Annotated in this window: 9 protein-coding genes; 6 read left to right on the top strand and 3 right to left on the bottom strand. The window is 68.3% G+C overall.

Annotated features, from left to right (window positions below):
* Window positions 1–44: 44 nt before the first annotated feature.
* Entirely contained in the window at window positions 45–719 is a 675-nt protein-coding gene (locus tag AC27L4_RS21255) for an invasion associated locus B family protein (RefSeq protein WP_487144354.1), read from the bottom strand.
* Window positions 720–1158: 439 nt separating this feature from the next.
* Here AC27L4_RS21255 and AC27L4_RS21250 point away from each other — a divergent pair, with 439 nt between their 5' ends.
* From AC27L4_RS21250 to AC27L4_RS21225, 6 genes are all read left to right on the top strand, one after another.
* A complete protein-coding gene (locus tag AC27L4_RS21250; RefSeq protein WP_487144353.1) occupies window positions 1159–2976 on the top strand; it encodes an extracellular solute-binding protein in 1818 nt (605 codons plus the stop codon).
* Window positions 2973–4523, top strand: a complete 1551-nt coding sequence (locus tag AC27L4_RS21245) for an AMP-binding protein (RefSeq protein ID WP_487144352.1) — start codon at window positions 2973–2975, stop codon at window positions 4521–4523. The genes AC27L4_RS21250 and AC27L4_RS21245 overlap by 4 nt, the downstream gene beginning before the upstream one ends.
* 660 nt (window positions 4524–5183) lie before the next feature.
* Window positions 5184–6002, top strand: a complete 819-nt coding sequence (locus AC27L4_RS21240; protein ID WP_487144351.1) for a MetQ/NlpA family ABC transporter substrate-binding protein — start codon at window positions 5184–5186, stop codon at window positions 6000–6002.
* 175 nt (window positions 6003–6177) lie between these two features.
* Window positions 6178–7221, top strand: coding sequence for a methionine ABC transporter ATP-binding protein (locus AC27L4_RS21235; protein ID WP_487144502.1), 1044 nt, complete (start codon window positions 6178–6180; stop codon window positions 7219–7221).
* Entirely contained in the window at window positions 7202–7855 is a 654-nt protein-coding gene (locus AC27L4_RS21230) for a methionine ABC transporter permease (protein WP_487144350.1), read from the top strand. The genes AC27L4_RS21235 and AC27L4_RS21230 overlap by 20 nt, the downstream gene beginning before the upstream one ends.
* A 428-nt stretch (window positions 7856–8283) precedes the next feature.
* Window positions 8284–8931 (top strand): hypothetical protein, encoded by a 648-nt coding sequence (locus tag AC27L4_RS21225; RefSeq protein ID WP_487144349.1) that lies wholly within the window; start codon window positions 8284–8286, stop codon window positions 8929–8931.
* Here the strand turns inward: AC27L4_RS21225 and mfd are convergent.
* Complete coding sequence (gene mfd, locus AC27L4_RS21220) at window positions 8921–12490, bottom strand: transcription-repair coupling factor (RefSeq protein ID WP_487144348.1); 3570 nt, start codon at window positions 12488–12490, stop codon at window positions 8921–8923. The two genes, AC27L4_RS21225 and mfd, sit on opposite strands and share 11 nt — an antisense overlap.
* Window positions 12487–12783: an FAD assembly factor SdhE gene (locus AC27L4_RS21215; RefSeq protein ID WP_487144347.1), complete on the bottom strand. Its 297-nt coding sequence runs from the start codon at window positions 12781–12783 to the stop codon at window positions 12487–12489. The genes mfd and AC27L4_RS21215 overlap by 4 nt, the downstream gene beginning before the upstream one ends.
* Window positions 12784–12853 lie beyond the last annotated feature (70 nt).

The following is a 12853-nucleotide window of genomic DNA, read 5'->3' as shown; positions in this document are numbered from 1 at the left end:
CCCAAGGCGCGCCGTCGATCGATTCGAAAGAAGGGCGGTCCAGCTTACTGCGGAGCCTGGCCGGCCGCGGCCTTGCGGGCGTCCTCGGCGGCCTTCTCCAGCTTCTTGCGCAGTTCCTCCTGCTCGTTCTGCACCACCTTCGGATCGATCGGCGCGCCGTCATAGGCCTTGCCGAAGCCCTTGAGGCCGATCGGGAACACCACGCCGCGCCCCTGGACGTTGAGGGCCTGCAGGTTCAGCGTCGTGCCCTTCTTCATGTTGGCGAGCACGGCGTCGGTGGCCTCGGCCTCGGCGAGACAGACTTGCGGGAAGCAGACCGAGAACTTGCCGGGGAGGGCCTGCTGCTGGTCGATCACGATGCGGATACCCGGCTGGATCTGCATGCCCGGCGGAATAGCCATGACCAGCAGGCGCTTGCCCTTGTCCTGGCGGACCGCGACCGAGGCAAGGGTCTGGCCGGTCTCGGCGCGCAGGTCGCGCGAGGTCTGGCAGATGTCCTTCTTGGTCTGCGGGTCGGGCGAGCACAGCTTGACCCAGTCGGGCTGCGGCCCGGAGATCGCCGGCGTCGCGTTGGGGGCCGGAGCGGCTGCCGGGGCCGCGGCCGGCTGCTGGCCGTCGGCGGCAGGCGCCGCGGGCTTGGCAGGTTGCTGCTGCGCCAGGGCTGGGGCTGCCATCAGCCCGAGGGCTGCGACGGTGGTCGCAAGAAGACGAAACGACATCGGTCTAAATCCTTGGGTCCGATGCTGACCCTTCGTGCTTCCCCGTGGGGGCACGAAGGCCCGGCATGATCTTCAATTGTCTTGGCGGGAATGCGTGGGACGCAACCTCTGTTCCGACCCACGCATTCCCGTTTGGGATGCACGGAAGGCCTGAGCCTGCCGAAACGGCAAATCCAGCCTGCCCTCACTCCGCGCCAAAGATGGCGGTAGCATGACGGCAATGGCGCGCTGCATAGCCTAAGAGCGTTCTGGTTTCCAGCCTCGTCTGGCCCGTGATGCAATCGCAACGGTCCGCAGCTCCACTCCCTCTGCGGCAGGCGTGCCAAGGCCTTGAGATTGCGGCATTTTGGCGGCTGCCCCGCCATCGGCGCTCGGGAATCCGGTCCGGCGCGTGATACATTGCCCGCCATAGATTCGAATCAATCGTGGAGTGCCGTCCGTGCCGATCCTGGTCCGCGCCGCCGCGCTGGCGGCGTTGCTCGCCGTTGCGACATCGGCGCTGGCAGAGCCCAGGCCGTCGATCGCGATGCGCGGCGAGCCGGCCCTGCCTGCCGATTTCAAGGCCCTCCCCTATGCGGACGCGGACGCGCCGAAGGGCGGCAGCGCCACCTATGCCGTGCTCGATACGTTCGACAGCCTCAATCCGTTCATCATCAACGGCGCCCCCTCTCCCGGCACCAACACGCTGATCTACGAGACGCTGATGCGGCGCTCGGAGAACGAACCTTTCAGCTACTATCCGCTGATCGCCGAGACCGTCGAGACGCCGGAGGACCGGTCCTGGGTCGAGTTCAAGCTCAATCCGCGGGCCAGGTTCTCGGACGGCACGCCGGTGACGACCGAGGACGTGGCCTTTTCGTTCGAGCTTCTGAAGGCCAAGGGGCGGCCCAACGCCCGCACGGCCTATGCCCTGGTCAAGTCCGTCGACATCAAGGATTCCAGGACGATCCGGTTCGAGTTCGTCGACGACAAGAACCGCGAGCTGCCGCTGATCCTGGCCGGCCTCCCGGTCCTGCCCAAGCATCTCATCGACCCCGACACCTTCGAGCGCACCACGCTGAAGCCGATGATCGGTTCGGGCCCCTACATGTTCGCCGAGATCAAGCCTGGCCAGAGCCTGACCTTCGCCAAGAACCCGGATTGGTGGGGAGCCGACTTGCCGTCGAATCGCGGCCTCTTCAATTTCGACCGCATCCGCTACGACTTCTTCCGCGATGCCAACGCCATGTTCGAGTCCTTCAAGACCGGCTATTACGACATCCGGCCGGAGGGCGAGGCGGCGCGCTGGGCGCAGGACTACGACTTCCCGGCGGTGCGTGACGGTCGTGTCATCCGGCAGGAGATCACCAACGGGCTGCCCAAGCCGATGAACGCCTTCGTGTTCAACACGCGGCGCGAGATCTTCAAAGATGCGCGCGTGCGCGAGGCGCTGGCCGGCCTGTTCGACTTCGAGTGGATCAACCGCAACTTCTATTTCGGACTCTATGCCCGCACCTGCAGCTTCTTCGACGGCTCGGACCTGTCCTCCTGCGGCCGGCCTGCGGACGACGCGGAGCGTGCCTTGCTGGCCCCCTTTCCGGGCGCGGTGTCACCCGAGGTGATGGAGGGCCGCTGGCGCCCGCCCGTCACGGACGGCAGCGGGCGCGACCGCCTCGTCGCCCGCCGCTCGATCGCGCTGCTGAAGGAGGCGGGCTGGGTCGCCAAGGACGGGGTGATGCAGTCGGTCGGCACCGGCCAGCCGCTGACCTTCGAGATCATCGTTCCCGACCGCAATATCGAGCGCCTGGCGCTCAATTTCGCCGAGGCGCTGCGGCGCATCGGCGTGCGCACCCAGATCCGCATGATCGACAGCGCCCAGTACCAGCGGCGCAAGCAGAACTTCGACTTCGACATGATCCAGTTCGCCTGGCAGAGTTCACTGTCGCCGGGCAACGAACAGAATTTCCGCTGGAGCTCCCAGGCAGCCGACGCGCCCGGCAGCTTCAACCTGGCGGGGGTGAAGAACCCCGCGGCCGACGCCATGATCAACGCGCTGCTCGCCGCGCGCGCGCAGGAGGACTTCGTCGCCGCGGTGCGGGCGCTCGATCGGGTGCTGATCTCCGGCTCCTATGTCGTACCGCTGTTCTACGCTCCGAAGCTCTGGATCGCCCGCTGGGACAAGACGGAACGGCCGGACAAGCCCGCTCTCGCGGTGGGCGCCTATGGCGACACCCTCGCCAGCGATCCGATTCTGGCCCATATGCGCAAGACGCCATGATCCTGACCGCATCCCAACGCCCGGGCGCCGGCCGCCTCCCCCTCGACCAGATGGTGCGGCATCATGCCGAGCGCCACGGCGAGACCATGGCGCTGCTCGATGCGCCGGACCGGCCGCTCTGGACCGAGGGGCGGCCGCGGCGGCTGACCTGGGCGCAACTGGAAGCCACCGTCGCCGCCGTGGCGAGCCGCTTGACCGAGCTCGGCCTCGCCGGCGACAGCGTGGTCGCCATCCAGGGGCCGAACGCCAGCGACACGCTGATCGCCATCCTGGGATGCCTCCGGGCCAATCTGGTGCCCTCGCCGATGCCGGCCAACTGGCGCAGGGCCGAAGCGTCGGAGGCCGTCGGCCGCCTAAGCGCCAAGGCGATCTTCGCCGCCACCCGCGCCGGCTCCGCCCATCCCGCGGATGCGATGCGCTATGTCGCCGCCGAGAACTTCTCCATCCGCTTCGTTTGCGGCTTCGGCGCCGAAACGCCCGACGGCGTGGTGCCGTTCGAGGACTGCATCGCCGACCCCAAGCGTTTCGGCCCCGCCTCGCGGGCCACGCGCATGGGCAACCCGGCCGAGCATCTGGCCGCCGTCACCTGGGATTGCGGCAGCCACGGCTATTTTCCCGTCGCCCGCAGCCATAACGAGTGGCTGGCGGCTGGGCTTCCCGTCTTGTCCGGGCTCGGCCTCGATCGGGATTCGGTGCTGCTCTCCACCCTCTCCCCCTGCAGCTTTGCCGGGCTCGCCACCGGCTTCGTGCCGTGGCTGATGGTCGGATGCACGCTGGTGCTGCACCAGGCCTTCGACGCCACGGTCTGCGGCGTGCAGATCGAGCGCCACGGGGTGAGCCATCTCGTGCTGCCGCACGCCGTCGTGGCCGCAGGCCATCGCGAAGGCCTGTTTGCCGGCCCCTCCTTGCGCGGCATCGCGTCGGTGGTTCGCCGGGCCGATCTTGCCGTCGCCGTCGAGACGGATGTGCCCGTCACCGAATTCGCGGTGCTCGGCGAGTTGGGCCTGGGCATCGGCAAGCGGGAGAGCGCCGGCCCTGTCGGCCTGCCGATCGGGAGCCCGACAGGGGCGGGCGATGCGGCGGGCGGCATCGAGATGGAGGTCGATGCCCGGCGGACGCTGTGCGTCCGCGGTCCGATGGTGCCGCGCAGCGGCTTTCCCGGCTCCGACCGCGGGGCTGCCTATCCGGTCGCGCAGGACGGCTGGGTCTCGACCGGTTTCCCGGCCACAGCCACCGATGCGGGAGTGTTGATCGAGGGCCCTCGCCGTGACGTGATCTCGGTCGGCGGCCACACCATGTCCCTGGCGGCGCTGGACAGTCTCTATGCGGACGTGTCGGGCGCCATGTCGGTCAATGCGGTTGCCAAGCCTGACGCCGTGCTGGGCGAACGGCTGGCGCTGGAAGCCATGCCGGAGGCCGGCGCGACCCTGACCACGGTCTCGCTCGCCATGCATGCCGAGCAGAAATCCGTATCGCCGCTCGCCGCCACGGCCGACACCTTCATCGGCGACCGTCGCAAGGCGGCCCGGCTCGCCGGTGCGGCCTGAGCACGACACCGGCGGCCTTCGGCGCAGGTATGGGCGAGGCCTGCAACTGGAAGCCGCGGGCCCTGCCCGGTCGGCAACCCGCCCGCGGAGCCTCGAAGGCATTCTCCCGCTTGTTCGCATGCGGCTCCTCGCCGAGGGCGGGTGGGTGGCGAGGCTATGCCGATGGGCTGCGGCAAAGGCGTCGGCGATCGTGGCCGGCGAGCAGCGGCGGGCCGCCGCAGCTGCCGATGGAAAGCGCGAGGTCGCGCACGGTCCGCATCCTCGCGATGCCGGTGCATGCAATCGCCGCGTCCGTGAAGGCACGCCGCGGCCATCGGCCGAGAAACAGGGAAAAGCTGCTGTCATGACGGCCTCGGCACGGTCGTCTCGGGGCCGATTATTCTTTAATTGTATATATTGATCATAGACTATATATTATATTTTCTAGCATCATTGGAACGCTTACGGAGGGCAGTGCCCCCGTCGGCACGACGGCGGCTGGACGACAGGATGCGGCGGACCGGCCATGCAGACACCGCAGGGCTGGCATGCCGCCCGGTGAGTGGAATGTTCTGTTCTTTTAAACGAACATATCGTCCGTTTTAAGAGATTTGCTGGATGGATCCGGTCCACGGCCGCGTCAGCGCCCGGTCGGGGACGAAGATTGGATGGAGAGTTCTGATGACAAGCCTGCCCCGCCGTGCCGCGATCCTGGCGGCCCTTGCGCTCGCGATCGTGCCGGGCGCCCCGTTCCTCGGCGCAGCGGCTGCCCGGGCGGCTGACCAGACCGTCCGCGTCGGCATCATGAGCGCCGAGGACGAGGACATCTGGGCCGTGGTCTCCGAGGAAGCCAGGAAGCGCGGCATCGATGTCAAGCTGACCGTGTTCAATGACTATACCCAGCCGAACGAGGCGCTGCAGAACGGCGAACTCGACGCCAACGCCTTCCAGCACAAGCCCTACCTCGACAACCAGATCAAGACGCGCGGCTACCAGATCGTGCCGGTCGGCTACACCGCGGTCTGGCCGATCGGCCTCTATTCCCGGAAGTCGAAGTCCGTGGCCGACCTGCCGAAAGGCGCGGTGATCGGCGTTCCCAACGATCCGAGCAACGAGGGACGCGCCCTGCGCCTGCTCGAGCATGAAGGCCTGATCACGCTCAAGCCCGAGGCCGGCATCCTGGCGACGACGCTGGACATCACCGACAATCCGAAGGGCCTGGTGATCAAGGAACTCGATGCCGGCATCGTCGGCCGATCGATCGACGACCTCGACGCTGCCGTGGTCAACACCGACTGGGCGCTGAAGTCGAACCTGACCCAGGCCGACCGCATCGCTACCGAGCCGGTCGCCGACAACCCCTACCGCAACTTCATCGCGGTCAAGGCGGGGCGCGAGAACGAGCCGTGGGTCAAGGCCCTCGTCGCTGCCTACGAGAACGACACCGTCAAGGACGCGCTCGGCAAAATCTACAAGGGCACCGCCCTGCCCGCCTGGTGACCTCGGCCCGACCTCTCCGAAGAGCCTATGCGCCGGCGACGGCGCATGGCCCACCCTCAAGGACAGCTCCATGATCGCTGCACTGCACAGATCGCTCAGCGAGGCGTGGATTGCGGATATCGCCACGCCGGCCGTCGCGGCTGCCGGCGTCGACGCGCACCAGCCGCCTGCGACGATGCTGCGCCTCGCTGGCGTATCCAAGCGCTTCGGTGCGGTGGCGGCGATGGACTGCATCTCGCTGGAGGTGAAGCGCGGCGAGGTCCTCGGGGTGATCGGACGCAGCGGCGCCGGCAAGTCGACGCTGATCCGCTGTCTGAACGGCCTGGAGAAGCCGGACTCCGGCCGAATCGAGGTCGTCGGACAGGATATCGTGCCGCTGGGCGAGCGGGAGCTGCGCCAGGTCCGCGGCCGGATCGGCATGATCTTCCAGCACTTCAACCTGTTGTCGTCGAAGACCGTGGCCGGCAACGTCGCCTTGCCGCTGAAGATCGCCGGCTGGCCGCGCCGCAAGCGGGAAGCTCGCGTCGAGGCGTTGCTGCAACTGGTCGGGCTCGGTGCCAAGGCCTCCGCCTATCCCGCGCAGCTCTCCGGCGGCCAGAAGCAGCGCGTCGGCATCGCCCGGGCCCTGGCGGCCGATCCCGCCCTGCTGCTCTCGGACGAGGCGACGTCGGCTCTCGATCCGGAAACGACGGCGTCGATCCTCGCCCTGCTGCGCGACATCAACCGCAAGCTCGGGCTGACCATCGTGCTCATCACCCATGAGATGAGCGTGATCCGCACCATCGCCGACCGCGTCATCGTCCTCGACCATGGACGCATCGTCGAGGAGGGCGTGACGGCGAAGGTGTTCGAGGCTCCGAAGACGGAGCTGACGCGGCGCCTGCTCGCCTCGCTGCACGAGGCACCGCGGGACGACGGCCCGGACGCCGTCCTGCGCGGCGAGGACTGGGCGAGCCTCGCACCGGCCGGCAGCGCCGTGTTGCGTGTCCGTCTTGCAGGCGAACTCGCCGGCCGCCCGGTGCTGACCGGGCTCACCGCCGCCACGGGCGCCGCTCCGGTCATTCTGCAGGCCTGGACGTCCCAGGCGGGCGGGCCGGCCGCCACCATCCTCTTCGCCCTGCCCGAAGCAACGCCGGACCTCGTCATCCGCGTCCAACGCCATCTTGCCGGCAGCGGCGCCACAGTGGACATCCTTCGCCATGCCCAGCGTCCCGCTTGATCCCCTGCTCGAAGCGCTGCGCCAGACCGTCGTCATGACGCTGGTCTCCGGCGTGATCAGCTTCATGGTCGGCCTGCCGCTCGGGCTCGTCCTGGTCGGCACGGCGCCGGGCGGCATCTGGGAGAACGCCTGGATCAACAAGGTGCTCGGCGCCGTGGTCAACGCCTTCCGCTCCCTGCCCTTCATCATCCTGCTGGTGGCGCTGATTCCCCTGACGCGGCTGATCGTCGGCACCTCGATCGGCACGGCGGCGGCCATCGTGCCCCTGACGATCTCGGCCATTCCCTATTTCGGCAGGGTTGCGGAGGTCAGCCTGCGCGAGGTCGACCGCGGCCTGATCGAGGCGGTCAAGGCGATGGGCGGCGGCCGCTGGACGATCATCCGTGAGGTGCTGGTGCCCGAGGCGCTGCCCAGCCTGATCGCCGGCTTTACGGTGACGCTGGTGCTGCTGATCGGCGCCTCCGCCATGGCTGGCGCCGTCGGCGCCGGCGGGCTCGGGGATCTCGCCATCCGCTATGGCTATCAGCGCTTCGAGACGTCGGTGATGGTCGCCGTGATCGTCGTGCTGATTGTCCTGGTCTCGCTGGTGCAGGCCGTCGGCGATCGGCTGGCCAAACTCTTCGACCATCGCTGAGCCCGAGCCTGACGCGAGCCCCCGCAGGTGACAGCTGCGCGCCACGATCCATTCACGACATATAAATCATACATAAAAATGCTCGACGATTCTTGCCCATTGTTCGGCCTGACGCTCGGGATCTCGTCGACGGATCGTCGTCATAAATTCAACTTTCGGTTGCATTCGATCGATGCACCTCTTTCGATCGTCTCTGTCCTCCCAGCAGGATTCCGTGCCCGGATGGGTTGAAACTGCGGCGTTCATCCCCGGTTCAGCTTGCGGATGCACCCTTTCGGACTGGAGTGTGCGGATCGAGCTCATCATCCCGCCAATAGTCGTACAAACGAAAGTTGTATGACCGGTGAGTAGCGCCGCGCTCGCTGAACTGGTAAAGGAAGACGCCAACGGCGGGGGCGGCGTCGAGGAACGCAGCACGGAGGCTTCGTATGGTTGCTTCAACGCAGGATCGTTCGTCCACGGCCAGGATGATCCCCTTCCTGAAACGTGACGCCGAACGCCGAGCCTGGCTCTCCCAGTCCTTCGGCGCCAAGGTGCCGCCGACGGGCGATCTCAGCGATCTCGACCAGATCCTCGTGCGATTCGCCAGCCTGTCCTTGCTGGCCTGCGGCGAGACCGAGAGCGGCCTGTCGGGCCGTGCCTTCTTCGGCGCCCATGTCCATGCGATCCTGCAGGAGGAGGCGGAGCTTTCGAATTTCGCCATCGGCTTCGTCCGGATCCGCGACGGCGCGCAACTCAACGCTTCCGTGCTCAGGCCCATGGCGCAGATGATGCGCGAGGCGCTCAGGCCGCAGGACCATCTGGCCGAGGTGCGGCCGGCGATCTTCGGCGTGATCGCGCCGGCGACGAGCGGCGCAGCGCTGCAGGAGCTGCTCGAGGAAGCTGCGCTCGCCATCGCCTCGACCACCTTCTTCGACAGCCATGCCGGCCGCTCCAGCGCCTATGAGGCCGAGGTGGCGATGGGCCGTCTCGATGGCCGTCGCACGGTCGAGGACGTGTTCCGCGAGACGCGGCGCTGCGCCGTCTACGAGCCGGCTGGGCTGCAGGCCGTGCGCGCGCCCCAGCTCAGGGTCTGACCCGGCCGGCCTTCGCAGCGGGCTCTCCGGCCTTGGCCGCCGCCTTCTTCGTCTCGGCGATCTTGACCAGGTTCTTGAGGATGACGGCCGTGCCCTTCAGCCGGTCGTCAGCCTTCTCGAAGTCACGGCTGAAGACGATGCGCATGTCCGGCCGCACCTTGGCGAAGGAGCCCTGCTCGGCGATGTAGCGTACCAGCCCTTCCGGATTGGCGAAGGCATTGTCGCGGAAGGACAGCACCAGTCCCTTGGGGCCGGCATCGACCTTGTCGACATTGGCCCGGCGGCACAGCGCCTTGATCGACATCAGCTTCATCAGCTGGTCGACCTCCTCCGGGCGTGGTCCGAAGCGGTCGATCAGCTCGGCGCCGAACTGGTCGATCTCCGCGTCGGTGTCGAGCGTCGACAGCCGGCGATAGAGGCCGAGGCGCAGCTGCAGGTCGGAGACGTAGTCCTCGGGGATCATCACCGGCGTGCCGATGGTGATCTGCGGCGACCATTGCTCCTCGACCTCGGCTTCGACGCCGCCTTCCTTCAGCGCCGCCACCGCCTCCTCCAGCATCTGCTGGTAGAGCTCGTAGCCGACCTCCTTGATGTGGCCGGACTGCTCGTCGCCCAGGAGGTTGCCGGCGCCGCGAATGTCGAGGTCGTGCGAGGCGAGCTGGAAGCCGGCGCCGAGCGTGTCGAGGGACTGCAGCACCTTCAGCCGCCGCTCGGCCGTCTGCGTGATGGTCTTGTTGGCCGGCAGCGTGAACAGGGCGTAGGCGCGCGCCTTCGAGCGTCCCACCCGTCCGCGCAGCTGGTAGAGCTGGGCCAGGCCGAACATGTCGGCCCGCCAGACGATCAGCGTGTTGGCGGTGGGAATGTCGAGGCCGGACTCGACGATGGTGGTCGAGAGCAGCACATCGTACTTGCCCTCGTAGAAGGCCGTCATCACGTCCTCGAGCTGGCCGGCTGCCATCTGGCCGTGGCCGACGCCGACCTTGGCTTCCGGCGCATACTGCTCCAGGAACGCCTTGGCGTCGGCGATATCCTCGATGCGGGGCACCACGAAGAAGCTCTGGCCGCCGCGATAGCGCTCGCGCAGCAGCGCCTCGCGCAGGATCACCGGGTCGAACGGCGTGATGAAGGTGCGCACGGCCAGACGGTCGACCGGCGGCGTGGCGATGATCGAGAGCTCGCGCACGCCGGTGAGAGCCAGCTGCAGGGTGCGCGGGATCGGCGTCGCCGACAGCGTCAGCACGTGAACCTCGGCGCGCAGCTGCTTCAGCCGCTCCTTGTGGCCGACACCGAAATGCTGCTCCTCGTCTACGATCAGCAGCGCCAGGTCGCGGAAGGCGATCGCCTTCGACAGGAGGGCGTGCGTGCCGACGACGATATCGACGGTGCCGGACGCAAGGCCCGCCTTGGTCTGGCGCGCCTCCTCGGCGGAGACGAAGCGCGAGAGCTGCGCCACCTTCACCGGCAGGCCGTGGAAGCGTTCGGAAAAGGTCTTGTAATGCTGGCGGGCGAGCAATGTCGTCGGCACCACCACCGCCACCTGGCGGCCGGCGAGGGCGGCGGCGAAGGCGGCGCGCAGCGCCACCTCGGTCTTGCCGAAGCCGACATCGCCGCACACGAGCCGGTCCATGGGGCGGCCCGCGGCGAGATCGTCCAGCACCGCGTCGATGGCTGTCTGCTGGTCCTCGGTCTCGTCATAGGGGAAACGGGCGCAGAACTCGTCATAGAGGCCCTGGGCCGGCACCAGCTTGGGCGCCTCGCGCAGCGCGCGGGCGGCGGCGATCTTGATGAGCTCGCCGGCCATCTCGCGGATGCGCTTGCGCATGCGCGCCTTGCGCTCCTGCCAGCCACGGCCGCCGAGCTTGTCGAGCGGCGCGTCGGTGTCCTCCGAGCCGTAGCGCGACAGGAGCTCCAGGTTCTCCACCGGCAGGAACAGCTTGTCGCCGCCGGCATAGTGGATCTCGAGGCAGTCATGCGGCGCGCCGGCCGCAGTGACGGTCTGCAGACCGACGAAGCGGCCGATGCCGTGGTCGACATGGACGACGACGTCGCCGGTGGACAGCGTCGTCAGCTCGGTGAGGAAATCCTGGGCGCGCTTGCGCTTGGCGGCGCGGCGCACCAGACGGTCGCCCAGGACGTCCTGCTCGGCGACGACCGCGATCTCGTCGGTCTCGAACCCGGTCTCGACCGGCAGCACCGCCAGGGCCGCCTCGCCTTTGGGCAATGCCATGGCCCGGGCGAAATCGGGCACGGGCCTGAGCTGCGCCAGGCCGTGATCGGCGAGCACCGCGCCCAGGCGTTCACGCGAGCCGTCGGTCCAGCCGGCAACGATGACGCGCTGGCCGGCGGCCTGACGGTCGCGGACATGGCGCACCACGGCGTCGAAGACATTGCCGTCCTCGGCGGCGCGCTCGGCGGCGAAGGTCCGACCCTGGCGGCCGCGGCAGTCGACCACCGTACGGCCGGCCCCCTCGGGCGTTGCGAACGGGGTGAAGCGGGCGAGCGGCGCCGCGTCCAGGCGCCGGCGCCATTCTTCCGGCCCGATATAGAGCCGGTCGGGGGCCAGCGGCTTGTAGGGCACGGCCTCGCCGCTCTTGCCCAATCCGTCGCGCCGCGCGTCGTAGTAGTCCTTGATCTGCGCCAGACGCTCGCCGGCCGCATCCTCGGCCAGGGCGTCGAGCGCCACGGGCACGCCGTCGAGATAGTCGAACAGCGTGTCGAGCTGCCCGTGGAACAGCGGCAGCCAGTGCTCGAAACCGGGATAGCGCCGTCCTTCCGAGATTGCCTCGTAGAGCATATCGCCGCGGGTCTGCGCTCCGAATTCGGTCAGATAGGCCTGGCGGAAGCGCTTGATCGTCTCGCTGGTGAGCTGGACCTCGCTCATCGGCACGAGGTCGAGCATGCGCAGCTGCGCCGAGGTACGCTGCGTCTCCGAATCGAAGGCGCGGATCGATTCCAGCGTGTCGCCGAAGAAGTCGAGCCGGACCGGCTGGCCGAGGCCCGGCGGATAGAGGTCGAGAATGCCGCCGCGCACCGCATATTCGCCGGTCTCGCGCACGGTCGAGGTGCGCAGATAGCCGTTGTGCTCCAGCCAGGCTGCCAGCCTGTCCATGTTGACGGCATTGCCGGGCGCCGCCGACAGGGACTGCGAGGCGATCAGGGCCTGCGTCGGCAGGCGCTGCAGCGCCGCGTTGATGGTGGTGAGGACGATGCGCGGCTTGTCGCCGCCGCGCGTGGTGGCCAGGCGCGCCAGCGTCGTCATCCGCCGTGCGACGACGGCCGCATTGGGCGAAACCCGGTCATAGGGCTGGCAGTCCCACGCCGGCAGGTTGAGCACGTCGATCTCGGGGGCGAAGAAGCGCAGCGCCGCCTCCAGCGCGGCGGAGCGGCCGCCGTCGCGGGCGATGTGCAGCACCGCGGCCGTGCGCTCGCGCGTCTTCGGCGCCAGGGCCCGGGCGATGTCGGCAAGGACCAGCGCGTCGAGCCCGTCCGGGCAGTTGGCGAATGTCGCATGTCCGCCTTCGGCCAGGTGGCCCGCAACCTTGTGATCCCGGATGGTCATGCGTGGCGCGGCGCCGGATGGGCGTGGAAGGCCTTGAGCTTGCGCAGCAGGCCGGTGTCGTAGGAGGCCGGCACGGTCGCCGCGCCGGTGAGCCAGTCATAGATGTCACGGTCATTGGCGTCGATCAGTTGCTCGAACGCCGATACCTCTTCCTCCGACAGCGCGCCGATCTCGGCATCGCAAAACGGCCCCATCAGCAGATCCATCTCGCGGGTGCCGCGGTGCCAGGCACGGAACAGCAACCGCCGCCGGCGCGGGTCGAGGTCGGACGAGGAGCGGGTGGTTCCGGACATGCGGAGAAATCCAAGCGGGGGCGCTGTATAGCGCGCGGGGGGCGGCTTGTCATGGCCGACACGACACGGC

The organism is Labrys sp. Lb11 (assembly GCF_057554225.1).
This window is presented reverse-complemented; position numbering and strand designations above follow the sequence as displayed.

What these genes read in the sequence shown, in the direction of transcription:
- AC27L4_RS21255 (WP_487144354.1), bottom strand. Translation starts at nt 719, where the DNA reads ATGTCGTTTCGTCTTCTTGCGACCACCGTCGCAGCCCTCGGGCTGATG.
- AC27L4_RS21245 (WP_487144352.1), top strand. Translation starts at nt 2,973, where the DNA reads ATGATCCTGACCGCATCCCAACGCCCGGGCGCCGGCCGCCTCCCCCTC.
- AC27L4_RS21240 (WP_487144351.1), top strand. Translation starts at nt 5,184, where the DNA reads ATGACAAGCCTGCCCCGCCGTGCCGCGATCCTGGCGGCCCTTGCGCTC.
- AC27L4_RS21235 (WP_487144502.1), top strand. Translation starts at nt 6,178, where the DNA reads ATGCTGCGCCTCGCTGGCGTATCCAAGCGCTTCGGTGCGGTGGCGGCG.
- AC27L4_RS21230 (WP_487144350.1), top strand. Translation starts at nt 7,202, where the DNA reads ATGCCCAGCGTCCCGCTTGATCCCCTGCTCGAAGCGCTGCGCCAGACC.
- AC27L4_RS21225 (WP_487144349.1), top strand. Translation starts at nt 8,284, where the DNA reads ATGGTTGCTTCAACGCAGGATCGTTCGTCCACGGCCAGGATGATCCCC.
- mfd (WP_487144348.1), bottom strand. Translation starts at nt 12,490, where the DNA reads ATGACCATCCGGGATCACAAGGTTGCGGGCCACCTGGCCGAAGGCGGA.
- AC27L4_RS21215 (WP_487144347.1), bottom strand. Translation starts at nt 12,783, where the DNA reads ATGTCCGGAACCACCCGCTCCTCGTCCGACCTCGACCCGCGCCGGCGG.